Raw genomic sequence first — 23,576 nt, forward strand, 5'->3', positions numbered from 1 at the left:
CACAAACCTGTGGAGCTGGCTTGCCAGCGAAGGCGGCTTCAGATCAGACGCGCAACATGCCCCTGCGCCAACGCCGGCCCCACACTCATCCCCACCCCGCTGTGCATCAATGCCGCACTCACCCCCGGCGCCACGTTCAGCAACGAAAACGGCCCTGGCCCGCCCGAGCCGTATACGCCCTGCCAGCGCTCCAGCACTTCGATGCGCCCGCCCAGGGTCTGCTCGGCCAGCTCGATCATCCAGTTGTCCACCTGCTCGGCATTGAACGGCGACGCATCGCTGCCATAGGCGTGTGAATCACCGATGATCAGCTCACCATGGGGCGTCGGGCTGATCAGCAGGTGAATGCCGTGCTCCAGCAGATGCGGGCTGTCGGCCTGCACCTGCGCGCGCAAGGCCCGCGCCTCAGGCAAATCGGCATACGCGCCGTAATGCAGGCAACTCAGCCCGGTCAGCAATGAATGCTGCAGGTCCAGCTCGAAACGCGGCCGAGCGCGCAGCATCTGCAGGCGACACACCTGCGGCTGCAACTGCGCCATCGGCTCAGCAAGCAGTGTCTGGTAGTCGTGCCCGCTGCACACCACGATGTGCTCGCCGCTGAAACGCCCTGCAGTGGTGGTCAGAAAACCCGGTTCCACCTCGCGTACCAGCGTGGAAAAGTGAAACTCCACGCCCAGTTGCTCACGCAGGTAGTTCACCAGCGCGGGGATGGCCTCGCGCGAATACACCTGCTGATCGTCCAGCCCACGCAAGGCGGCGCGATGGTGACGGAACTGGCCGCCGTACAGGTCGTCAAGCGCCGCGCCCTGCAGCAGCTCGACCGGGTAGCCGTGCTCCACCGCACGCTGGTTGCAGAAGGCTTCGAGCAGCTGCTGCTCCAGTGCCGTGCGGGCGAACAGGAGTGAGCCGTTGCCCTTGAGCGCGAAGCCCGCGTGCTCGGCCCAATGGGCCCAGATGTCGCGGCTGGCCTTGGCCAGTTCGAGCATCTGCCCGGGTGGTTGACCGCTGACCAGGGCCTGGCCGAAGTTGCGTACCGAAGCGCCCAGTGGCGTGGCGCTGCGCTCGAACACCTTGACCCGCAGGCCGCGCTGCACGGCGGCGTAGGCATGGGACAGGCCGAGGATGCCGGCGCCGACGATGAGGAAATCTGACATGGGGGGTTCTCTTGAAATAGTGGTGCGGCCTTCGCTGGCAAGCCAGCTCCCACAGGGATCACACCAACCCTGTGGGAGCTGGCTTGCCAGCGAAGGGAGCGACGCGGTGTTACTGCTGCGCCACCTTCTCGGACTTGCCGTCATAGCGCTTGCGCCACTCGGCCAGGATGCTGTCGCGGTTCTTCGACGCCCAGGCAAAATCGTTCTTGATCAGACGCTGCTCGTAATCGGCCGGCAATTCGGTCTGCGGCTTGGCAATGCCCGGCTGCGCCAGCACCGCGAAGTTTTCCTTGTACAGTTCCATCGCCGCCGGGCTCGCGGAGAAGTCCGCCAGGCGCCTGGCTGCAGCTTCATGCTGGCCGCCCTTGATCACCGCCGTCGCCTCGATCTCCCAGCCCAGCCCTTCCTTGGGCAACACGATATCCAGCGGCGCACCCTGGCGCTTGAGCTGCACCGCCGGGTATTCGAACGAAATGCCGATCGGGAACTCCCCCGCCGCCGCCAGCTTGCACGGCTTGGAGCCGGAGTGAACGTACTGGCCGATGTTCTGGTGCAGATCATCCATGTACTGCCAGCCCTGTTTTTCGCCAAAGGTCTGCAGCCACGCGCTCACGTCCAGAAAGCCCGTGCCGGACGACGCCGGGTTGGGCATCACGATCTTGCCCTTGTACTCGGGCCTGGTCAGGTCCTGCCAGCTCACCGGTTTGGTCAGCCCCTGCTTCTGGGCCTCGATGGTGTTGAAGCAGATCGTCGCCGCCCACACGTCCATGCCCACCCACGCCGGTGGGTGGGCCGCATCACGATAGTGGGCGCCGATCTTGTCCAGGTCCTTGGGTGCATAGGTCTGCAGCATGCCCTGCTGGTCGAGTATCGCCAGGCTCGACGCCGCCAGGCCCCACACCGCATCGGCCTGCGGGCGGTCCTTCTCGGCCAGCAGCTTGGCGGTGATGATGCCGGTGGAGTCACGCACCCACTTGATCTGGATGTCCGGGTTGGCCTTCTCGAAGGCCTGCTTGTAGGTCTTGAGCTGTTCGGCCTCCAGCGCCGTGTACACGGTGAGCTGGGTATCGGCGGCCTGGGCCTGCACAGTCAGGGCGGCGAGCACGGCAGCGGCAAGGGCAAGTGGCTTGAACATGGTGCGGTTCCTTTGAGCGGTACAGGGTTGGGAGGGCGATCAATGGCCCGGCGCGCGCTGGCGCCAGGCCTGGGAGCGTTGCAGCAGGCCGCGCGAGGCCCACGCCAGCAGCAGCGACACGCTGGCGCTGGTGAGCAGGATCAGGGTCGACATGGCGGCCGCGCCGCCGACATTGCCGGCGTCGTCCATGTTCAGCACGGCGACGGCGGCCAGGAGGGTGTCGGGGCTATAGAGGAAGATCGCCGCCGACACCGTGGTCATGGCCGAGACGAACAGGTAGCGCACGATGTCCAGCAGCGCCGGCAGGCAGATCGGCACGGTGACCCGCGCAAAGTGCCGGTACAGCGGCGCCTTGAGCGACAGCGCGGCGGCTTCGAACTCGCCGTCCAGCTGGCGCAGTGCGGTGGTGGCGGTCATCTGCGCGGTGGTCAGGTAGTGGGCGATGGTGCACACCACCAGCAGCGTCATGCTGCCGTAGAACACATGCAGCGGGTTGCCCGGCAGGTTGAAGAAGAACACGTAGCCCAGGCCCAGTACCAAGCCCGGCACGGCCATCGGCACGAAGCTGAGCAGGCGCAGCAGCAGGTTCAGGCGGCCCTTGGTCTTCTCCATCAGGTAGGCGCCGCTGAAAATCACCGCGCTGCCGATCAGCGCCGTGCCCAGGGCCATGCTCAGGCTGTTGCGGTACGCCAGCCAGCCACCGCCGGCGGTGTCGTCGAACTGGTAGTGCTTGAGCGACAGGGTCAGGTTGTAGGGCCAGAACGTCACCAGCGAGGAGTACACGGCCATGCCCACCACCACCAGCAAAACAGCGCACACCAGCAGCACGATGGCCAGGAAGCACGCATCGCGGCCACGGCTGGCGACAGGCTCGAACACCTGCGCACGGCCACTCATCGCAGCACCCTGGCGCCGGCGCAGCCAGGCATCCACCGCGAAGCTGAGCAGGGCCGGCACCAGCAGCACCATGCCGATCAGCGCACCACGGCCGAATTGCTGCTGGCCGACCACGGCCTTGTAGGCTTCCAGCGCCAGCACCTGGTAATCGCCGCCGACCACCACCGGCACGCCGAAGTCGGTGATGGTCAGGGTGAACACCAGGCAGAACGCGGCGAACACCGCCTGGCGCGTGGCCGGCCAGGTGATGCTGGCAAACGCCCGGCGTGGCCCGGCGCCCATGCTGGAGGCCGCATCGAACAGGCGCGCATCGGCCAGCGACAGCGCCGACAGCAGGATCATCAGCGCATGCGGGAAGGTGTAGATCGCCTCGCCCAGCACAATGCCCCAGAAGCCGTAGATATTGTCACTGAGCAGCCCGCGCAGCAGGCCCTGGTTGCCGAACAGGTACACCAGCGCGATCGCCGGCAGCATCGACGGCGCCAGCAGCGGCAACAGCGAGATCCCGCGCCACACACGCTTGCCCGGAATCAGCGTGCGTTGCAGCGCATAGGCGAACAGGTAGGCCGTGGGCACCACGATGGCCGCCACGCTCAGCGCGACCTTGAGGCTGTTGCCCAGCAGCCAGTGAAAGTTGGCGCTGGCGAACAGTTCGCGAGCCGCGACCAACCCGCCGCCCTGGCCGGCATCACTGCTCAAGCCGCGCCAGAAGATCGCCAGCAACGGCAGCAGCACTGCGACGGTCAGCAGCAACAGCAGCAGCCATTTGCCGCCAGTGACGAACAGCCGATCGCCCAGCTCGACGCCCTGGGCTTTGCGGGCCTTCGCGGGTGCGATCGGCAAGGTCAGGGGCGCATCCATCTCAGGCAAACACCTGCAGGCTGCGTGGCGGCAGGGCCACCCAGATGTCCTGCGAGCCCAGGCGCGGCATCGATTCGGGCGGCACCTCGGCGGTCAGTGCGTGGCCGGGCCATTCATTCAGTTCGAAACGCATGCGGCAGCGGTTGCCCAGGAAGGTGATTTCACGCACCCGTGCCGGGAACAGGTTCTCTTCATGCACCGGCGGGTTGACGCTGATCGACTCGGGACGGCAGAACAAGCGACCGCTGTTGGCCGCGCCGGCGCCGGGGGCCAGGCGCAGGTGCATGGCGCCGACCTGGGCATGGCTGGCGCTGCGCTGCTGGAACGGCAGCCAGTTGCCCTGGCCGACGAACTCGGCCACGAACGGTGTGGCCGGCTTGTCGTAGATGGCCTGCGGGGTGTCGTATTGCTCGACCTGGCCGTTGTTCATCACCGCGATACGGTCGGCCATGAGCATGGCTTCGCCCTGGTTGTGGGTAACCATCAGGGTGGTGATACCGAGCTGGCGTTGCAATTGGCGCAGTTCGCTGCACAGGTGATCGCGCACGCGGGCGTCGAGGGCCGACATGGGTTCGTCGAGCAGCAGCAGCGACGGTGCCGGGGCCAGGGCGCGGGCCAGGGCCACACGTTGCTGCTGGCCGCCGGAAAGCTGGCCGGGGTACTTTTTTTCGCTGCCGCGCAAGCCCACCAGTTCGAGCATCTCGGTAACCCGCTGGCGAGCCTGGTCGCGGCTGCTGTCGGCCAGGCCGTAGGCGATGTTGGCTTCGACGGTAAGGTTGGGGAACAGTGCGTAGGACTGGAACAGGATGCCGTAGTCGCGCGCCTGGGGTGGCAGCTCGGAGATGTCGCGGTCACCGATGCTGAGGGTGCCGCGGTCCTGGCGCTCGAGCCCGGCGATGCAGCGCAGCAGGGTGGTCTTGCCGCAGCCGGAGGGGCCGAGCAGGCACACCAGTTCGCCGGCGGCGATGTCCAGGGACACGTCGTGCAACGCGGTGAAGGCGCCGAAGCGCTTGTGGATGCCGCGCACTTTCATCTGTGCGCCGGGGGTTGCGAGTGCGTTGTTCATGCCGGGACCTCACTGAACGAGTGAGGGCCATGCTAGGCGGGCAATGCGAAGGTACTGTGGCGTCGGGGCAAAAGCGGATGATAGTGCTATAGGCAGATTTGGTAACGGCCATTCGCTGGCAAGCCAGCTCCCACAGGGTTCTGCGGTGTTCACAAAACCCTGTGGGAGCTGGCTTGCCAGCGAAGGCTATATTGGCAGCGCAGAAACTTCCTGGGCCAGGCCGAGGAAGGCCGCTGGCAAGCGCGCCTGGCGCCGCTCCTTCAGGCAGTACAGGTACTCATGGATCACCGGCGCCCCCTCCAGCGCCAGCACCTTCAGCTCCGGGTTATGCGGCACTTCATGCCGGGCAATGATGCTGATGCCGATATTGCGCAGCACCGCCTCGCGGATCGACTCGCGGCTGCCAATCTCCAGCAGCGAATCCACCCTCACCCCGGCCTCTTCCAGCATCTGCTCGGTAAGCCGGCGCGTGGTCGAGCCCTGCTCGCGCATCAGCAGGCAGTGCCCGCCCAGCGCACTCAGCGGCACCGCCTCGCGCGACGCCAGGGGATGGTTGCGGTGCACCGCCACCACCAGCGGGTCGACCCCCAGCACCCGCCGCACCAGCCGCGCATCCTCCACCAGTTGCGACGAGGCAGCCATGTCCACGCGGTAGTCCTCCAGCCACTCCAGCACCTGCTGCGAATTGCCGATCTCCACCGACAGCTCCACCTGCGGCAGGCGCTCGCGGAAGATCTTCACCAGGTCAAGAATGTAGTACGGCGCCGTGGCCGCAATGCGCAGCCCGCCCTGCCCCTGGCCGCTGTTGCGCAGGAAGAACTCGATATCGGCTTCCTGCTGCATCAGCGCCTTGACCATCGGCATCAGCCGCGTGCCGTCGTCGCTCAGGGTCAGGCGGCGACCGCCGCGAAAGAACAACTCGACGCCGTACTGGGCCTCCAGATTACGGATCTGCGTGGTCACCGTAGGCTGGCTGAGCCCGAGTTTCTTCGCCGCCAGGGTAATGCTGCCCAGGCGGGCCACCATGTAGAACGCCTTCAACTCGGAACTCAACATACCGCCTCTTACTTTCTGAGCAGGCGCAAGCCGTTGAATACCACCAGCAAGCTCACGCCCATGTCGGCGAACACCGCCATCCACAAGGTCGCCATGCCGGTGAAGGTGATCGCCAGGAAGATCGCCTTGATGCCCAGCGCCAGAACGATGTTCTGCGTGAGGATCGCCGCGCTTTGCCGCGAGAGCCTGACGAACGCCGGGATCTTGCGCAAGTCGTCATCCATCAGCGCCACGTCGGCGGTCTCGATGGCGGTGTCGGTACCGGCCGCCGCCATCGCAAAACCGATCTCGGCCCGTGCCAGCGCCGGGGCGTCGTTGATGCCATCGCCCACCATGCCGACCCGATGGCCCTTGGCATACAGGTCTTCGATGGCCTTCAGCTTGTCGGCCGGCAGCAGGTTGCCACGTGCTTCGTCGATGCCGACCTGCGCCGCGATGGCCTGTGCGGTGTGCGGATTGTCGCCGGTAAGCATGACGGTCCTGATACCCAGTGCATGCAATTGGGCAATGGCCTCGCGGCTGCTTTCCTTCACCGTGTCGGCCACGGCGAACAGCGCCAGCGGGCCAGAGGCGTCGAGCAGCAGCACCACGGTCTTGCCCTGGCGCTCCAGTTCATCGAGCTGGGCTTCGAGCTCGGGCGAGCACAGGTCCAGTTCCTCGACCAGCCGATGGTTGCCCAGGTGGTACAGCACGCCGTCGACCTTGCCGCTCACGCCACGGCCCATCAGGGCCTGGAACTCGCTGACCTCGGCCAGCGGCTGTTCGCCGGCCTGTTGCGCAATGGCCATCGATACCGGGTGGTCGGAGCGCCCGCCAAGGCTGGCGGCGATGTGCTGGGCAGTGCATTCGAAGCGCGCATCGAGCACGCGGAAGTCGGTTTGCACCGGCTTGCCGTGGGTGATCGTGCCGGTCTTGTCCAGTGCCACAAAGTCCAGCTTGCGCCCGCCTTCCAGGTACACCCCGCCCTTGATCAGGATGCCCTTGCGCGCCGCGGCGGCCAGGCCGCTGACGATGGTCACCGGGGTCGAGATCACCAGCGCGCACGGGCATGCCACCACCAGTAGCACCAGTGCGCGGTAGATCCAGTCGAACCACAGGCCTGCGAAGAACAGCGGCGCCACCAAAGCCACTGCCAACGCCAGGGCGAACACCACCGGGGTGTAGATGCGCGAGAACTGGTCGACGAAGCGCTGGGTCGGGGCGCGGGCGCCCTGGGCCTCTTCCACGGCCTTGATGATGCGCGCCAGGGTCGATTGGCCGGCGGCGGCAGTCACCCGGTACTCCAACGCACCGGACTGGTTGATGGTGCCGGCGAACACCTTGTCGCCTGGGCCTTTCTCAACCGGCAGACTTTCGCCGGTGATCGGCGCCTGATCGATGCTCGACTGACCCACCAGCACCTCGCCGTCCAGGCCGATGCGCTCGCCGGGGCGCACGCGCACGGTGGCGCCGAGCGCGACGTGCTTCACCTCCATCGACTGCCACTGGCCGTCGGGCTGCTGCACCGTTGCCATGTCGGGGGTCAGTTGCATCAGGCCGCCGATGGCGTTGCGCGCACGGTCCAGCGAACGCGCCTCGATCAGTTCGGCCAGGGTGAACAGCACCATCACCATGGCCGCCTCGGGCCACTGGCCGATCAGCACGGCGCCGGTCACGGCGATGCTCATCAGCGCGTTGATGTTCAGGTTGCGGTTCTTCAGGGCGATCCAGCCCTTTTTATAGGTACCCAGGCCACAGCCCAGGATGGCCACCAATGCCAGCAGGGCCACTGCCCATTCGGGGGCGATGTGGGTGAAGTGGACGATTTCTGCGCCCAGCGCGGCCACGCCGGACAGCGCCAGCGGCCACCAGGGCTTTTTCGGCGCGACCACTGCGTCACTGCTGGCCTCGCCCGCTTCGTCGAGCGGTTCGGCGTGCATGCCCAGCGAGGTAATCGCCTGCTCGATGCCGAGGGTGTCGGCGTGGGTATGGGTCACCCCGAGGACGCGGTTGATCAGGTTGAATTCCAGCTGTTCGACCCCCTCGAGCTTGCCCAGCTTGTTCTGGATCAGGGTCTGCTCGGTCGGGCAGTCCATGGCCTCGATCCGGAAGCGACTGAGGCGTGCGCCGTCGCTGGTGGTTTCGCGCAGTTGCACGAGTGCCGGCGCTGCGGCGCCGGAGCAGCAGCTGTGGGCGTGTGCATGCTCATGCTTGTGGCTGACAGGCTGGTTCATATGGTTCATCCCTAAAGGTCCTGTTGCCAAGTGAACACCCTGTAGCCACTATAGGGTCAAGCAACCAACCCAGGTATTTCGCAGATGAAGATCGGAGAGCTGGCCAAGGCCACCGACTGCCCGGTGGAGACCATTCGCTACTACGAGCGTGAAAGCCTCTTGCCAGAGCCTGCGCGCAGCGAGGGCAACTACCGCTTGTACACCCAGACGCATGTGGAGCGGCTGACGTTCATCCGCAACTGTCGCACGCTGGACATGACCCTGGAAGAGATCCGCAGCCTGCTGCGCTTGCGTGACAGCCCGGATGACCAGTGCGAAAGCGTGAATGCGTTGATCGACGAGCATATCCAGCACGTGAAGGCGCGGATCGACGGGTTGGTGGCGTTGCAGGGGCAGTTGCTGGAGTTGCGCCAGCATTGCCGGGCGCAGGAGGCGCAGTGCTCGATCTTGCAGCACCTGGAGGTGAACGGTGCGGTGACGGCCCCGGAGGCGGAGCATTCGCATGTGGGGCGCAGTCATGGGCACTGACTGAGGGCCCTTTCGCTGGCAAGCCAGCTCCCACAGGTACAGCAGTGATTTCAAGATTACCGCACAGCCTGTGGGAGCTGGCTTGCCAGCGAAGGGGCCAGCTCAGTCAATACAAAACCGGCGAGATCAGACCGCCATCGGCGCCGTCATCGGCGCATGGTGCTCGTAGCCTTCCAGGCTGAAATCGCTCGGCTCGATCTTCTCCAACCACTCCGGCTCGTACACACCGGTCTTGGCATACTCCGGCACACGGTCGGATATCACCAGCCTGGGCGCCGCCAGCGGCTCGCGCTTGAGCTGCTCGTTGAGCATGTCCAGGTGGTTCTCGTACACATGCGCATCACCAATGAAGTAGGTGAACCAGCGCGGCGTGTAGCCGGTCAGGCGGCCCACCAGCGACAGCAGCGCCGCGCCTTCGGTGAGGTTGAACGGCGTGCCCAGGCCCAGGTCGTTGGAGCGGATGTAGAGCGTCAGGGAAATTTCCTTGGTCTCCACGTTCGGGTGGAACTGGTACAGCAAATGGCACGGCGGCAACGCCATCTCGTCCAGTTGCGCGCAGTTCCAGCCATGGAACAGGATGCGTCGGCTGCCCGGGTCGTTGTGGATGGTGTCGATGCACTGGCGGATCTGGTCGATGGCCTTGTACAGCACCACGAACGCCTCGCCGTCTTCCTCGGCCTCGGCAATCTTGACGAAGCCATTGCGCTGCGCCAGCTCGATGGCTGCCGGGTTGCTCAGCGGCACGCGCTTGTAGGCCGGCCACTGGCGCCATTGCACGCCGTAGATCTCGCCCAGGTCGTCATGCCCCTGGCGGAACGGGTTGGCCAGCCACTGGGCGTTTTCGTTGGCGTTCTGGTCCCACACCTTGCAACCCAGTTCACGGAACTCGCCAGCGTTCTTCACGCCGCGCAGGAAGCCCACCATCTCGCCAATCGCCGACTTGAATGCCAGCTTGCGCGTGGTGATGGCCGGGAAGCCCTTCTGCAGGTCGAAGCGCAGCATGGCGCCCGGCAGGCTGATGGTGCGCACGCCGGTACGGTTGCCCTGCAAGGTACCGTTCTCGATCACATCACGAACCAGCTCTAGATATTGCTTCATGTCTTACCTGTATCAAAACCGGCAGGGGCAAGGCCCCTGCGGTGAAAATTAAAGCGCGGCGCCCTTGGCACTCGGCGCGCGACGGTAGGCCAGCCAGATCAGCGCAAGGCCAGCCACGATCATCGGCACGCACAGCACCTGGCCCATGGTCAGCCAGCCGAAGGCCAGGTAACCCAGTTGCGCATCCGGCACCCGCACGAATTCGACGATGAAGCGGAAGATGCCGTAGAACAGCGCGAACATCCCCGAAACCGCCATGGTCGGGCGCGGCTTGCGCGAGTACAGCCACAGAATCAGGAATAGTGCCACACCTTCCAGAGCGAACTGGTACAGCTGCGACGGGTGACGCGCCAATTGCGCCGGGTCGCTGTACGGCGGGAATACCATGGCCCATGGCACATCGGCGGCCTTGCCCCACAGCTCGGCGTTGATGAAGTTGCCGATCCGCCCGGCACCCAGGCCGATCGGCACCACGGGGGCAACAAAGTCCATCAGTTCGAAGAACGACTTGTTGTTGCGCTTGCCGAACCACAGCGCCGCCAGCATCACGCCGATGAAGCCGCCATGGAACGACATGCCACCCTTCCACACTTCCAGGATCAGGCCCGGGTTGGCCAGGTACGCACTCAGGTCGTAGAACAGCACGTAGCCCAGCCGCCCGCCGACGATCACGCCCATGGCCAGGAAGAACACCAGGTCGGACAGCTTTTCGCGGGTCCAGGTCGGGTCGAAGCGTTTCATCCGGGTAGACAGCAGCAGCCACGCGCCGCCGATACCGATCAGGTACATCAGTCCGTACCAGTGGATTTTCAGCGGCCCGAGGGTTTGGATCAGGCCGAAAAAGTCGATCTCGACCGGCCCGAGGGCCAATGCCACGGGATCGATCTGCGGGTAAGGCAGCATGGTGACTCCTCTCGTTAAAGCAAAAAGCTCAGGCCTACACAAAACAGCAGGGCGGCGAACAGCCGCTTGAGCAGACGTGGCGACAGTTTATGTGCCAGGCGCGCGCCGAAGCGGGCAAAGAACATGCTGGTCAGGGCCACCCCGAGCAGCGCCGGCAGATACACGAAGCCCAGGCTGTGCGGCGGCAGGTGCGCCTCGTCCCAGCCCAGCACGATGAAACTCAGGGCACTGGCCACCGCAATCGGAAAGCCGCAGGCCGAGGACGTGGCCACTGCCTGCTGCATGGGCAGGCTGCGCCAGGTCAGGAAGGGTACGGTCAACGAGCCACCGCCGATACCGAAGATCGCCGACGCCCAGCCCACCACGCCGCCAGCGGCGCCCAGGCCGACTTTGCCGGGCACGCCGCGACTGGCCTTGGGCTTGAGGTCCAGGGCCATCTGCGCGGCCACCAGCAGGGCGAACACGCCGATGATCTTCTGCAGGTTCGGGCCCTGGATCAGCGAGGCGGTCTTGGCCCCCACGCCGGCGCCGAGCAGGATGCCCACGGTCATCCACAGCACGATCGGCCACTGCACCGCACCACGGCGGTGGTGCTCGAGGATGGCGTTGACCGAGGTGAACACGATGGTCGCCAGCGAGGTGCCGACCGCCAGGTGGGTCAGCACCGAGGCATCGAAGCCCTGCAGGGTGAAGCTGAGCACCAGCACCGGCACGATGATGATGCCGCCGCCTACGCCGAACAGCCCGGCCAGCACGCCCGCGCACGCGCCCAGCAGCAGATAGACCACGAATTCCATTGTCGCCCCCGAAAATCAGTCCGGCATGGTAACGGAAGGTGGGCCTGTGGCTCTAGTGAAGACATGTTTAGTCGATGGATAGCGAACGCCAGTGTCGGTAGAGTGGCTGAAAACACTGGGAGCGAACCTATGTGTCTGATTGTTTTTGCATGGCGGCCGGGGCATGCCCGGCCGCTGATCGTCGCGGCCAACCGTGACGAGTTCCATGCCCGCCCCAGCCAGGCGCTGGGGGCGTGGGAGGATGCGCCAGGGGTGTATGCCGGGCGTGACCTGGAAGCCGGTGGCACCTGGCTGGGCGTAGGACCGCAGGGGCGCTTCGCGGCGTTGACCAACATTCGTGACCCGCAGCAGCTGCAGGGTGCACGCTCGCGCGGGGAACTGGTGGCGGGGTTTCTGCGGGGTGAGCTGGGGGTGGAGGCGTACCTGGACCAGGTGGCCAGCCGCAGCAGCCAGTATTCGGGATTCAACCTGCTGGTGGGCAATGCCGGGCAGCTCGGCTACCTGAACGCCAAAGAGGCGGCGCCGTTGCTGCTGAGTGAAGGCGTCTACGGGTTGTCCAATGCCGGGCTGGATACGCCGTGGCCAAAGTTGGTGAAGGCTCGCGCGGGGCTTGTGCAGCAGTTGGACGACCCGCGTCCGCAGCGGCTGCTGGCGTTGCTGGCAGATGATCAGAAGGCCGAGGATGGCGAGCTGCCGCAGACGGGGGTGGGGCTGGCAACCGAGTGGCTGCTGTCGAGTGTGTTCATCGCCAGCCAGAACTACGGGACGCGGGCGAGTACGGTGTTGATCGTGGAGGCAGATGGGCGGCGGTTGATGGTGGAGCGCAGCTTTGGGCCGTTTGGGGGACAGTTGGGAGAAGCAACCCTGCAGGTCTGACGCCTTCGCTGGCAAGCCAGCTCCCACAGGGTTTTGTGTGCGCCGAAAGAACCTGTGGGGGCTGGCTTGCCAGCGAAGGCCGCAACGCGGCCCTGCTTCACAAGGTCTTGGAAGCCCCCGGATTGATCATCCGCGACAACCCCAGGTTCTTCAGCGCCAACTGCAGCGAGCTGTGGATAACCTGCGGGTTATCAATGCCCATGGCCTGTTCCAGCAGCTCCCTGGACTTGCTCATGCTGATCTGGCGCAGCATCCACTTCACTTTCGGCAGGTTGGTGGCGTTCATCGACAGGCTGTCGAAGCCCATCGCCATCAGCAGCACCGCCGCCGCCGGGTCACCGGCCATCTCGCCGCAGATGCTCACCGGCTTGCCCTCGGCATGCGCGGCAGTCACCACGTGCTGCAAGGCTTGCAGCACTGCCGGGTGCAGGTAGTCGTACAGGTCGGCAACGCGCGGGTTGTTGCGGTCTACCGCCAGCAGGTACTGGGTCAGGTCGTTGGAGCCCACCGAGAGGAAGTCGACCATGCGCGCCAGCTCGCGGGTCTGGTACACCGCCGCCGGAATCTCGATCATCACCCCCACCGGCGGCATCGGCACGTCGGTGCCCTCGTCGCGCACCTCGCCCCAGGCCCGGTGAATCAGGTGCAACGCCTCTTCAAGCTCGTGGATCCCGGAGATCATCGGCAGCAGGATGCGCAGGTTGTTCAGGCCTTCGCTGGCCTTGAGCATGGCGCGGGTCTGCACCAGGAAGATCTCCGGGTGGTCCAGCGTCACGCGGATACCGCGCCAGCCCAGGAACGGGTTGTCCTCCTTGATCGGGAAGTACGACAGCGCCTTGTCGCCACCGATGTCCAGGCTGCGCATGGTCACCGGCAACGGGTGGAAGGCCGCCAACTGCTCGCGGTAGATCGCCAGCTGCTCTTTCTCGCTGGGGAAGCGCTGGTTGATCATGAACGGCACTTCGGTGCGGTACAGCCCCACACCTTCGGCACCGCGCTGCTGCGCCCGCGCCACATCGGCCAGCAGGCCGGTGTTGACCCACAGCGGCATGCGGTAGCCGTCGAGGGTCTCGCACGGCAGCTCGCGCAGGGCGTCCAGCCCCTGGGCCAGCTGACGCTCTTCCTCGACCACTTCGGTGTAATGCTTGCGCAACACCTCGCTGGGGTTGGTGTAGACGTCGCCCTTGTAGCCGTCGACGATCATCTGGATGCCGTCGACCTTCGAATACGGCAGGTCGACCAGGCCCATCACCGTCGGGATGCCCATGGCGCGGGCCAGGATCGCCACGTGCGAGTTGCCCGAGCCGAGTACCGACACCAGCCCCACCAGCTTGCCTTCGGGCACTTCGCCGAGCATGGCCGGGGTCAGCTCTTCGCTGATCAGGATGGAGTTGTCGGGGTACACCAGGGTCAGCTGGCGGGCCTCCTGCAGGTAGGCCAGCAGGCGCCGGCCCAGGTCCTTGACGTCGGAGGCGCGTTCGCGCAGGTAGGCGTCATCCATCAGTTCGAAGCGGTTGACGTGCTCGCCCACCACCTGGCGCAACGCGCCCTGGGCCCACTGACCGGTCTTGATGACCTCGACCACCTCACCGCCCAGGGCGACGTCTTCGAGCATCATCAGGTAAACGTCGAACAACGCGCGCTCTTCAGGGCGCAGCTGGGTGGCGAGCTTGGCGGAGAGGTTGCGCATGTCGCTGCGCACCCCTTCCAGGGCGTTGTTGAACAGTTTGAGTTCGGCGTCGATGTCGGTGACGGTCTTGTCCGGCACCACGTCCAGGTCGGCCGGCGGCAGCATCACCACCGCAGTACCTACCGCCGCACCCGGCGAGCCGGGCACGCCGACGAACTTGGCTTCCTGGATGCCCTTGCCCTGGCGCCCCAGCCCACGAATCGAGCCCGTGGCCTCGGCGTGGGCGATGACCCCGGCCAGTTGCGCGCTCATGGTCACCAGGAAGGCTTCTTCGCCCTCGTCGAACTGGCGACGCTCTTTCTGCTGGATGACCAGAACGCCGACCACGCGGCGGTGGTGGATGATCGGCGCGCCGAGAAAGGAGGCGAAGCGCTCCTCGCCGGTTTCGGCAAAGTAGCGGTAGCGCGGGTGATCGGCGGCGTTTTCGAGGTTAAGCGGCTCTTCGCGGGTGCCCACCAGGCCGACCAGGCCTTCGTTGGGCGCCATGCTGACCTTGCCGATGGAACGCTTGTTCAGGCCTTCGGTGGCCATCAATACGAAACGGTTGCTCTCGGGGTCGAGCAGGTAGACGGAGCAGACCTGGCTGCCCATGGCCTCTTTGACACGCAACACAATGATCCCCAACGCCGTCTTGAGATCCTTGGCGGAGTTAACTTCCTGGACGATCTTGCGCAGCGTATTGAGCATGGCTCGGGGTCGAACTCCGTCGTCAGTCGCGCGCCAGCAGGCGCGGGGCAAGCTCTTTGAGAGCGCGGCGGTAAACCTCGCGCTTGAATGTCACCACCTGGCCCAACGGATACCAATAGCTGACCCAGCGCCAACCATCGAATTCCGGTTTACCGGTCAAATCCATCCGCACCCGCTGCTCGTTGGAGACCAGGCGCAGGAGAAACCACTTCTGCTTCTGGCCGATGCACAGCGGTTGGCTGTGGGTACGCACCAGGCGTTGGGGTAAACGATAACGCAACCAGCCACGGGTGCAGGCAAGAATTTCAACATCCTGCCGCTCCAGGCCCACTTCTTCGTTCAGCTCGCGGTACAAGGCATCTTCTGGCGTCTCTTCGGGGTTGATCCCCCCCTGGGGAAACTGCCAGGCATCCTGGTTGATCCGCCGAGCCCATAGCACCTGCCCGAGATCATTGGTCAGAATGATCCCGACATTGGGGCGAAAACCATCGGGGTCGATCACGGCAGCAACCTCGCAAACGCATGTCGGGGCATTGTTCCACAAAGCCTGCAACGCCAGCAACGCGCCGCTCCACCTTATGTGCACGGTTGGCAAAAGTCCGTATTCTGTGGGCCTTTTCAGATGTTATGCGAGTGACTTCAATGCGCCTGGCTTTATTCGATCTGGACAACACCCTCCTTGGCGGCGACAGCGATCACGCCTGGGGCGATTACCTGTGCGAACGCGGCATTCTGGACCCCATCGCCTACAAGAACCGCAACGATGAGTTCTACCAGGACTACCTGGCCGGCAAGCTGGACCTGAACGCCTACCTGGAGTTCACCCTGGAGATCCTGGCCCGCACCGAGATGGCCCAACTCGACGAATGGCACCGCGACTTCATGCGTGACTGCATCGAGCCGATCGTGCTGCCCCAGGCGCTGGCGTTGCTGCAAAAGCACCGGGACGCGGGTGACAAGCTGGTGATCATCACCGCCACCAACCGTTTCGTCACAGGCCCCATCGCCGCGCGCCTGGGCGTGCAGACGCTGCTGGCGACCGAGTGCGAGATGGCCGACGGGCGTTATACCGGGCGCAGTACCGATGTACCGTGCTTCCGTGAAGGCAAGGTGACACGCCTGAACCGCTGGCTGGAAGAGAACGCTTTCACGCTGGAGGACAGCTGCTTCTACAGCGACTCGATGAACGACCTGCCGCTGCTGGAGCAGGTGACGCATGCGGTGGCGGTAGACCCGGACCCGAACCTGCGCGCCGAAGCCCAGAAACGCGGCTGGCCGGTGATCAGCCTGCGCGATTGAACAGTGTGTTGAGCCGTTCGCTGGCAAGCCAGCTCCCACAGGTACTGCACTGCCTTCAAGATCAGTGATTTCCCTGTGGGGCTGGCTTGCCAGCGAAAGCGTCACACGGGTTTTGCGCCCATCAGCCCGGCAATCGCAATGAAGCAGACGGCACAGAACACCGCCAGGCCCAGCGTCACCTTCGGATTACCCGTCCCAGGTGCAGTACGCAGCCGGTTCAGCCGCACACTCAGCCATACCCAGCAGAACGCCCCCACCGTATAGATCAGGCTTGAACCCAGCACCCAGGTCTGCCCCAGCGGCCAGCCCACCAGGTGCACCAGCCACCAGCCGCTGAACGGCATGCTCAGCAGGCACACCCCCATCAGCAACCAGATGAACAACAGCGGGCGCTGCAGGATGCGCGTGTGAACACTGCCATCACCCTTGCGCCGCGCCCGCCAGATCCAGCCCGCCAGCCCCAGCGCACTGCCCAGCAGCAACACCGTGCCCAGCACATGAAGGGTTTTCAGGGTCGTCAGCAGTTCCATGTCGTTCTATTCCTCAGGCTGTGCCCAACAGCGTAGCCGCTCAACCCAGAAACAGCCGGTAGGCCGGGTTGTCGGTTTCGTCCCAGTACGGGTAGCCGATCTTGGCCAGCGCCGTCGGTACCAGGTGGCGCTCATCATCGGGCACCTGCAGCCCGGCCACCACGCGACCATCGGCCGCGCCATGGTTGCGGTAGTGGAACATCGAGATGTTCCAGCGCCCGCCCAGCTTGTTGAGGAAGTTGAACAGCGCCCCCGGACGCTCCGGGAACTCGAAGCGCAGCACCAGCTCGTCGCTGACCCGCGCCGCATGCCCGCCCACCATGTGGCGGATGTGCAGCTTGGCCAGCTCGTTGTCGGTCAGGTCGAGCACCGGGAAGCCCTGCTCGGCCAGGCTCTGCAGCAAGGCGCTGCGCGGGTCGGTGTCGGGGTGGGTCTGCACGCCGACAAAGATGTGCGCCTCGCCGTCGGCATGGTAGCGGTAGTTGAATTCGGTGATCTGGCGCTTGCCGATGGCTTCGCAGAAGGCCTTGAAACTGCCCGGCTTCTCGGCCAGGGTCACCGCGATGATGGCCTCGCGGCCTTCGCCCAGCTCGGCGCGCTCGGCCACATGGCGCAGGCGGTCGAAGTTGACGTTGGCGCCCGAGTCGATGGCCACCAGGGTCTGGCCGCTGACGCCACGCAGCTCGACGTACTTCTTGATCCCGGCCACGCCCAGGGCGCCGGCAGGCTCGGTGATCGAGCGGGTATCGTCGTAGATATCCTTGATTGCGGCACAGATCTCGTCGGTACTGACGGTGATCACCTCGTCGACGTAGTGCTTGCAGATGTCAAAGGTATGCTGGCCGATCTGCGCCACTGCCACGCCATCGGCAAACAGCCCCACCTGCGGCAGCACCACGCGCTCGCCGGCCGCCAGGGCCGCCTGCAGGCAATTGGAGTCGTCCGGCTCCACGCCGATGATCTTGATCTCGGGGCGCAGGTACTTCACATAGGCCGCAATACCGGCGATCAGGCCGCCACCGCCCACCGGCACGAAGATCGCGTCCAGCGGCCCGGGGTGCTGGCGCAGGATTTCCATGGCCACGGTGCCCTGCCCGGCAATGGTGTGCGGGTCGTCATAGGGGTGGATGTACACGAAGCCCTTTTCGTCCACCAGCTTGAGCGAGTACGCCAGCGCCTCGGGGAACGAGTCGCCATGCAGCACCACCTTGCCACCGCGCGAGCGCACACCTTCGATCTTGATCTCGGGGGTGGTCTTGGGCATCACGATGGTGGCCTTGATACCCAGCTCGCGCGCCGCCAGGGCCAGGCCCTGGGCGTGATTGCCGGCGGAGGCGGTGACCACGCCGCGCGCCAGCTCTTCGGGGGTCAGTTGCGCCAGCTTGTTGTAGGCACCGCGAATCTTGAACGAGAACACCGGCTGCAGGTCTTCGCGCTTGAGCAGCACCTGGTTGCCCAGGCGCTTGCTGAGCTGGCCGGCGGCATGCAACGGGGTTTCGACGGCGACGTCGTAAACGCGCGAGGTGAGGATCTTCTTGACGTACTGTTCGAGCATCGGGGACGCATCACTGGGCGGTTGGGCGGGGCCTCGGAGTCTACCGCAGCGCCCGGTCGGGCGACCACAGCCAGTCTGGGGTTTTAGCCGCTATACTACGCGCCCTCACGATACTCCTCCCCGCTTCGGAGCCCGCATGACCCAGGACCAACTCAAACAGGCCGTCGCCCAGGCTGCTGTCGATTTCATTCTGCCCAAGCTCGACGACAAGAGCATCGTGGGCGTGGGCACCGGCTCCACCGCCAATTGCTTCATCGATGCGCTGGCCCGGCACAAGGGCGCGTTCGACGGTGCGGTGGCCAGCTCCGAAGCCACTGCCGCGCGTCTGAAGGGCCATGGCATCCCGGTGTACGAGCTGAACACGGTCAGCGACCTGGAGTTCTATGTCGACGGCGCCGATGAAAGCGACGAGCACCTGAACCTGATCAAGGGCGGCGGCGCGGCCCTGACCCGCGAGAAGATCGTCGCGGCCGTCGCCAAGACCTTCATCTGCATCGCCGACGCCAGCAAGCTGGTACCGCTACTGGGCGCCTTCCCGCTGCCGGTCGAAGTGATCCCGATGGCGCGCAGCCATGTGGCGCGCCAGCTGGTGAAGCTGGGCGGCGACCCGGTGTACCGCGAAGGCGTGGTGACCGATAACGGCAACATCATCCTGGACGTGTTCAACCTGCAGATCACCAACCCGGTGGCGCTGGAAACCCAGATCAATGCGATCGTGGGCGTGGTCACCAACGGGCTGTTCGCGGCGCGGCCGGCGGATTTGCTGTTGCTGGGGACTGCGGACGGTGTGAAGACCCTGAGCAAGTAATAAAGCCGGGCTGCCTTGCAGCCCTTCGCTGGCAAGCCAGCTCCCACAGGGTTGTGTATTCGCCGCCAAACCCTGTGGGAGCTGGCTTGCCAGCGAAGGGGCCTACTCGGTCTTCTTGAACACGTAGAACAGGTTCGGCTCACTCACCACATACAGCGTCCCGGCATCGTCCAGCGCGATCCCTTCGGCCTGCGGCACGCTGGCCTGCAACCCGGCAAAGCCCTTGCGCAACGACAGGCTGCTGAGCGGCTTGCCCTTTACGTCCAGCTCCAGCACCAGCTGCGACTCATCCGACAGCGCCAGCAGATGCCCGCTGCGCTCATCGAACTGCAAGCTCGACAAGTCACGCACGAACAAGCGCGAATCACGCTTGCGATCCTGCACCACGTGCACCGCGTAGGGCTGCTCCGGGTTGTCGTGCGGGAAGCCATGCACCTCGTAGATCAGCATCGGGTCGCGCTCCTTGGCCACGAACAGGCGTTTGGCACCCGAATCGTACGCCAGCCCCTCGAACCCCTTGTTGCCGTTCAGGCCGATGCCCAGGGTCAGTTGCTCGGCGTCCTTGGCATCCAGAAACCGCGTGGCGTCGTTCAGGCGCACCAGGATCAGGCGCTGCTCACGCTCGTCGGTGATCACGAAGCTGCCCGGCCCCACATACTCCACCGCCTCCGGGTCGCCAAAACCCACCAGCGGCACACGCCGCAGGATACGACCGTCCAGCGACAGTTCGATCAACTCGGGATCCTTGTTGGTGACGGTGTACAGGCTGCCACGATCCGGGTCGAAGGTCAGCGCCGAAATGTCGGCCTGCAAGCCATCGACCGGACGCGCCTCGATCACTACCTTGTAGCGGTCCAGCCCCATGCCCTGCTCGGCCGGCTGCCACCATGTCTGCACGTTGAACCAGGCGCGCTCGAACAGGCGGCGCTCCTGGCCCTTTACGCCGAGAAACCCCAGCACCAGCAGCACGAGGACCAGAAAAATCAGGGGTAAACGGACAGGAAGACGCATTCGGGAAGACTCGACAGGGTTCAGCCTGCATCTAAACATGCCTGGCTGAATCAAAGCTTAATGCCACTATCCACACATCAGGGTTTGCGAAAACGATAGAACAGGTCGGGCTCACTCACGATGTACAGGGTGCCAAGCTCGTCCATGGCGACCCCTTCTGCCCGTGGAATGCGCTGCTCGAGGCCGTTGAACCCACCCAGCAGCGTCATGAAGCTGACCTGCCTGCCCTGCTCGTCCAGCTCCAGCAGCATGTTGGAGTCGGCCGACAGCGCCAGCATATGCCCGGTGCGCGGGTCGATGCTCAAGGCCGAGAGGTTGCGCAGGTCGAGTTCGTCATTGGGCAGTGGCTGCTTGTCACCGGTCAGCGCCGAGCGACCATCGGTACTCCAGCTGAACAGCCGCGGCGGGCGCTCTTCACCCAGTACAATGCGCTGGTGCTGCGGGTCCCAGGCAATGGCCTCGAACGCCTTGTTCTGGTTGTCCGACGGACCCAGGTCGTACTGTGGAAAATCAGCGATGTTCAGTACCTGGGTACGGTCGTCGAGGCTGACGAGGGTCATCAGGTGATCGCGCTCGTCCACGATTGCCAGGCGCCCGTCCGCCAGCACCGTGACAGCCTCTGGGTTGCTCCAGCCCTTGAGCGGTATCTTGCGCAGCACCTCGCCATCCAGGCTCAGTTCCACCAGGAACGGGTGCTTGCCCATGACTGCGAACAGGGTCTTGCGCTGCGGATCATAGGCCAGGTCCGAGGCTTCGTCCTCGGCCATGCCCGGCAGTACCTTGGCGTCGATATCGACCTGGTAGTCGGGCAGCCAGATGCTGGCCTGCTGCTCGGTCTTGGATTCGAAACGCTCCTGCAGCCACAGCACACCGCGGTCGTCCCAATGCATGGCAACGGCCACGCCATAGCCGATCACCGCTGCGGCCACCAGCCAGGTGGACCAGCGCAACACGAAGCGGCGCTTGCGCGCAGGGGGGACGGAACCGCTGGGAGGGTAAGGCGTGGCCATCGGGTGTTCCTGCTGTCTTTTTCGCCAGATGTTTGCACAATTGCGCACGTTCAGGGGCCGCGCGCATTATCCGGATCATTTGTGAAAAAAACGGCAAAACCCGATCAGAGGTGTCGGCAAAGGTGGCAATCGGCCTGCGACTGCCACCTGGCAGGTCAGCGTACTGCGCCTTCGAAGCGACTGACGCCGGGCAGCTCCAGTACCAGCTCATCGCCCGGATTCAGCGGGCCGACGCCAGCCGGTGTACCGGTGAGGATCACGTCACCGGCCTGCAGCGAGAACTGCGAGGCCATGTGCTGGATCATCGGCACGATCGGGTTGAGCATCAGCCCGCTGTTGCCGTCCTGACGCACCTGGCCGTTGATGGTCAGGCGGATGCCGATATCAGCAAGGTTCTCGAAGGTACTGCCAGCCACGAAAGGCGTCAGCACGCAGGCGCCATCGAAGCACTTGGCACGTTCCCACGGCAGGCCCTTGTCCTTGAGCTGCGATTGCAGGTCGCGCAGGGTCAGGTCCAGCGCCGGAGCGAAGCCGGAGATGGCGTCCAGCACTTCTTCCTCAGTCGGCGCAGGCGACAGCGACTTGCCCAGCAGCACGGCAATTTCCGCCTCGTAGTGCACCGAGCCGCGCTCGGCCGGGATCTTGAAGCCACCTTCCAGCGCAACCACGCAACTGCCCGGCTTGATGAACAACAGCGGCTCGGACGGTATCGGGTTGTCCAGCTCTTTGGCGTGCTCGGCGTAGTTGCGCCCGATGCACACCACCTTGCCCAGGGGCAGGTGAGTACGCGTGCCGTCTACATACTGGTGCTGATAGTTCATTGCCGACTCCTGAAACGATGTGATTGGCGCTACGACTGGGTTCACGGGGCGGCGAAGATCTTGCCCGGGTTCATGATCCCGTTCGGGTCGAACACCGCCTTCACCGCCTTCATGTACTCGATTTCGACCGGCGAACGACTGTAGGTGAGGTAGTCACGCTTGGTCATGCCCACGCCATGTTCGGCCGAGATGGAGCCGTTGTACTTCTGCACGGTCTCGAACACCTGCTTGTTCACCGTGGCACAGCGGGCGAAGAACTCGTCCTTGCTCATGTCGTCGGGCTTGAGGATGTTCAGGTGCAGGTTGCCGTCACCGATGTGGCCGTACCAGACCACTTCGAAGTCCGGGTAGCGTTCGGCGACGATCGCGTCGATATCCTTGAGAAACGCCGGCACTTTCGACACGGTGACCGAGATGTCGTTCTTGTACGGGGTCCAGTGCGAGATGGTTTCTGAAATGTACTCGCGCAGCTTCCACAGGTTCTGCAACTGCTGCTGGCTCTGGCTCATCACTCCATCCAGCACCCAGCCCTGCTCGACGCAGTGCTCGAAGGTGGCCAGGGCCTGGTTGGCAACCTCTTCGGTGCTGGCTTCGAATTCCAGCAGCGCATAGAACGGGCACGGGGTGTCGAAGGGCGCCGGCACGTCACCACGGCCGAGCACCTTGGCCAGGGCCTTGTCGGAAAGGAACTCGAAGGCGGTCAGGTCGAGCTTGTCGCGAAACGCGTGCAGCACCGGCATGATCGAGTCGAAGTCCGGCGTACCCAGCACCATCGCGGTGAGGTTGTTCGGCGCCCGGTCCAGACGCATGGTGGCCTCGACCACGAAGCCCAGCGTACCCTCGGCGCCGATGAACAGCTGGCGCAGGTCATAGCCGGTGGCGTTCTTGATCAGGTCCTTGTTCAGTTCCAGCAGGTCGCCCTTGCCGGTGACAACCTTCAGGCCCGCTACCCAGTTGCGGGTCATGCCGTAGCGAATCACCTTGATACCGCCGGCATTGGTGCCGATATTGCCGCCAATCTGGCTGGAGCCTGCCGAGGCGAAGTCCACCGGGTAGTACAGGCCCTTGTCTTCGGCGAAGGTCTGCAGCTGTTCGGTGATGACCCCCGGCTGGCACACCACGGTGCGGTCGAACTCGTTGAACTCCAGCACCTGGTTCATGTAGTCGAACGCCACCACCACCTCGCCGTTGGCCGCCACCGCCGCGGCCGACAGGCCCGTGCGCCCGCCCGAGGGCACCAGTGCGACGTGGCGCTGGTTGGCCCAGCGCACGATGGCCTGGACCTGCTCGGTGCTCTTGGGGAACACGATAGCCAGCGGGGCCGGCGCGAAATGCTTGGTCCAGTCCTTGCCGTAGGCTTCCAGGGAAGCCGCATCGGTCAGCACCTTGCCAGGCTCAACCAGGGTCAACAGCTCATCTACCAGTGCACGATCGGTCATCAACAGAACTCTCGAACAATTCATAGTCACCCTGAGCACTCTTCACGTGCCAGGGATGGGCGTATCCGGGGGTGCCTATGCTAGCATACGCACCCCGCTGGTCGTGCTTAAGGCCGATACTGCGACAGCTTCACTTCCCTGC

At 64.8% G+C, this 23,576-nt stretch carries 21 protein-coding genes; 4 read left to right on the forward strand and 17 right to left on the reverse strand.

Going from position 1 to position 23,576, the window contains the following annotated elements; translation table 11 throughout:
- Positions 1 to 38: 38 nt before the first annotated feature.
- The 6 genes from KUO17_RS23245 to KUO17_RS23270 form a co-directional block, all read right to left on the reverse strand.
- Positions 39 to 1,154: a TIGR03364 family FAD-dependent oxidoreductase gene (locus tag KUO17_RS23245; RefSeq protein ID WP_217977927.1), complete on the reverse strand. Its 1,116-nt coding sequence runs from the start codon at positions 1,152 to 1,154 to the stop codon at positions 39 to 41.
- A gap of 109 nt (positions 1,155 to 1,263) precedes the next feature.
- Entirely contained in the window at positions 1,264 to 2,289 is a 1,026-nt protein-coding gene (locus tag KUO17_RS23250; RefSeq protein ID WP_217977928.1) for a putative 2-aminoethylphosphonate ABC transporter substrate-binding protein, read from the reverse strand.
- 39 nt (positions 2,290 to 2,328) lie between these two features.
- A complete protein-coding gene (locus KUO17_RS23255; protein WP_217977929.1) occupies positions 2,329 to 4,047 on the reverse strand; it encodes a putative 2-aminoethylphosphonate ABC transporter permease subunit in 1,719 nt (572 codons plus the stop codon).
- A gap of 1 nt (position 4,048) precedes the next feature.
- Positions 4,049 to 5,113 carry a putative 2-aminoethylphosphonate ABC transporter ATP-binding protein gene (locus KUO17_RS23260; RefSeq protein WP_217977930.1) on the reverse strand — a complete coding sequence of 355 codons (1,065 nt, stop codon included), beginning with the start codon at positions 5,111 to 5,113 and terminating at the stop codon, positions 4,049 to 4,051.
- Between the two features lie 186 nt (positions 5,114 to 5,299).
- Positions 5,300 to 6,169, reverse strand: a complete 870-nt coding sequence (locus KUO17_RS23265) for a LysR family transcriptional regulator (RefSeq protein WP_217977931.1) — start codon at positions 6,167 to 6,169, stop codon at positions 5,300 to 5,302.
- 8 nt (positions 6,170 to 6,177) lie between these two features.
- On the reverse strand, positions 6,178 to 8,382 hold the full coding sequence (locus KUO17_RS23270) for a heavy metal translocating P-type ATPase (RefSeq protein WP_217977932.1): 2,205 nt from the start codon (positions 8,380 to 8,382) through the stop codon (positions 6,178 to 6,180).
- Between the two features lie 84 nt (positions 8,383 to 8,466).
- Between KUO17_RS23270 and cadR the strand changes: the two genes are divergently transcribed.
- Entirely contained in the window at positions 8,467 to 8,910 is a 444-nt protein-coding gene (gene cadR, locus KUO17_RS23275) for a Cd(II)/Pb(II)-responsive transcriptional regulator (protein WP_217977933.1), read from the forward strand.
- 126 nt (positions 8,911 to 9,036) lie between these two features.
- Here the strand turns inward: cadR and KUO17_RS23280 are convergent, their stop codons facing one another.
- From KUO17_RS23280 to KUO17_RS23290, 3 genes are read right to left on the reverse strand one after another with little or no spacing between them, the layout of a single operon-like run.
- The gene (locus KUO17_RS23280; RefSeq protein ID WP_217977934.1) at positions 9,037 to 10,008 is read right to left on the reverse strand and encodes a thymidylate synthase; all 972 of its coding nucleotides are present in this window, start codon (positions 10,006 to 10,008) and stop codon (positions 9,037 to 9,039) included.
- A 48-nt stretch (positions 10,009 to 10,056) separates the two neighbouring features.
- Complete coding sequence (gene lgt / locus KUO17_RS23285) at positions 10,057 to 10,911, reverse strand: prolipoprotein diacylglyceryl transferase (RefSeq protein WP_217977935.1); 855 nt, start codon at positions 10,909 to 10,911, stop codon at positions 10,057 to 10,059.
- Positions 10,912 to 10,925: 14 nt separating this feature from the next.
- On the reverse strand, positions 10,926 to 11,708 hold the full coding sequence (locus KUO17_RS23290; protein WP_217977936.1) for a sulfite exporter TauE/SafE family protein: 783 nt from the start codon (positions 11,706 to 11,708) through the stop codon (positions 10,926 to 10,928).
- A 129-nt stretch (positions 11,709 to 11,837) separates the two neighbouring features.
- On the opposite strand from KUO17_RS23290, the gene KUO17_RS23295 reads away from it, so the two are divergent.
- Entirely contained in the window at positions 11,838 to 12,584 is a 747-nt protein-coding gene (locus tag KUO17_RS23295) for an NRDE family protein (RefSeq protein ID WP_217977937.1), read from the forward strand.
- Between the two features lie 97 nt (positions 12,585 to 12,681).
- On the opposite strand, the gene ptsP is transcribed toward KUO17_RS23295, so the two are convergent.
- Positions 12,682 to 14,961: a phosphoenolpyruvate--protein phosphotransferase gene (gene ptsP, locus KUO17_RS23300; RefSeq protein WP_217977938.1), complete on the reverse strand. Its 2,280-nt coding sequence runs from the start codon at positions 14,959 to 14,961 to the stop codon at positions 12,682 to 12,684.
- A gap of 22 nt (positions 14,962 to 14,983) precedes the next feature.
- Complete coding sequence (locus tag KUO17_RS23305) at positions 14,984 to 15,463, reverse strand: RNA pyrophosphohydrolase (RefSeq protein ID WP_043863449.1); 480 nt, start codon at positions 15,461 to 15,463, stop codon at positions 14,984 to 14,986.
- Between the two features lie 140 nt (positions 15,464 to 15,603).
- On the opposite strand from KUO17_RS23305, the gene KUO17_RS23310 reads away from it, so the two are divergent.
- Entirely contained in the window at positions 15,604 to 16,260 is a 657-nt protein-coding gene (locus tag KUO17_RS23310) for a histidinol-phosphatase (RefSeq protein ID WP_217977939.1), read from the forward strand.
- Between the two features lie 101 nt (positions 16,261 to 16,361).
- On the opposite strand, the gene KUO17_RS23315 is transcribed toward KUO17_RS23310, so the two are convergent.
- A complete protein-coding gene (locus tag KUO17_RS23315) occupies positions 16,362 to 16,790 on the reverse strand; it encodes a DUF2269 domain-containing protein (protein ID WP_217977940.1) in 429 nt (142 codons plus the stop codon).
- A gap of 40 nt (positions 16,791 to 16,830) precedes the next feature.
- Positions 16,831 to 18,345 (reverse strand): threonine ammonia-lyase, biosynthetic, encoded by a 1,515-nt coding sequence (ilvA, locus tag KUO17_RS23320; protein ID WP_217977941.1) that lies wholly within the window; start codon positions 18,343 to 18,345, stop codon positions 16,831 to 16,833.
- Positions 18,346 to 18,481: 136 nt separating this feature from the next.
- Between ilvA and rpiA the strand changes: the two genes are divergently transcribed.
- Positions 18,482 to 19,153: a ribose-5-phosphate isomerase RpiA gene (gene rpiA, locus KUO17_RS23325; protein ID WP_217977942.1), complete on the forward strand. Its 672-nt coding sequence runs from the start codon at positions 18,482 to 18,484 to the stop codon at positions 19,151 to 19,153.
- Positions 19,154 to 19,255: 102 nt separating this feature from the next.
- Here rpiA and KUO17_RS23330 read toward each other — a convergent pair whose 3' ends face one another.
- From KUO17_RS23330 to KUO17_RS23345, 4 genes are all read right to left on the reverse strand, one after another.
- Positions 19,256 to 20,164, reverse strand: a complete 909-nt coding sequence (locus tag KUO17_RS23330; RefSeq protein ID WP_217977943.1) for an SdiA-regulated domain-containing protein — start codon at positions 20,162 to 20,164, stop codon at positions 19,256 to 19,258.
- 77 nt (positions 20,165 to 20,241) lie between these two features.
- Positions 20,242 to 21,174, reverse strand: a complete 933-nt coding sequence (locus tag KUO17_RS23335) for an SdiA-regulated domain-containing protein (RefSeq protein ID WP_217977944.1) — start codon at positions 21,172 to 21,174, stop codon at positions 20,242 to 20,244.
- 155 nt (positions 21,175 to 21,329) lie between these two features.
- Positions 21,330 to 21,995: a fumarylacetoacetate hydrolase family protein gene (locus tag KUO17_RS23340; RefSeq protein ID WP_217977945.1), complete on the reverse strand. Its 666-nt coding sequence runs from the start codon at positions 21,993 to 21,995 to the stop codon at positions 21,330 to 21,332.
- A 41-nt stretch (positions 21,996 to 22,036) separates the two neighbouring features.
- Complete coding sequence (locus KUO17_RS23345) at positions 22,037 to 23,434, reverse strand: FAD-binding oxidoreductase (RefSeq protein WP_217977946.1); 1,398 nt, start codon at positions 23,432 to 23,434, stop codon at positions 22,037 to 22,039.
- Positions 23,435 to 23,576 lie beyond the last annotated feature (142 nt).

This window comes from Pseudomonas aegrilactucae (assembly GCF_019168305.1).
Lineage (GTDB): Bacteria > Pseudomonadota > Gammaproteobacteria > Pseudomonadales > Pseudomonadaceae > Aquipseudomonas > Aquipseudomonas aegrilactucae.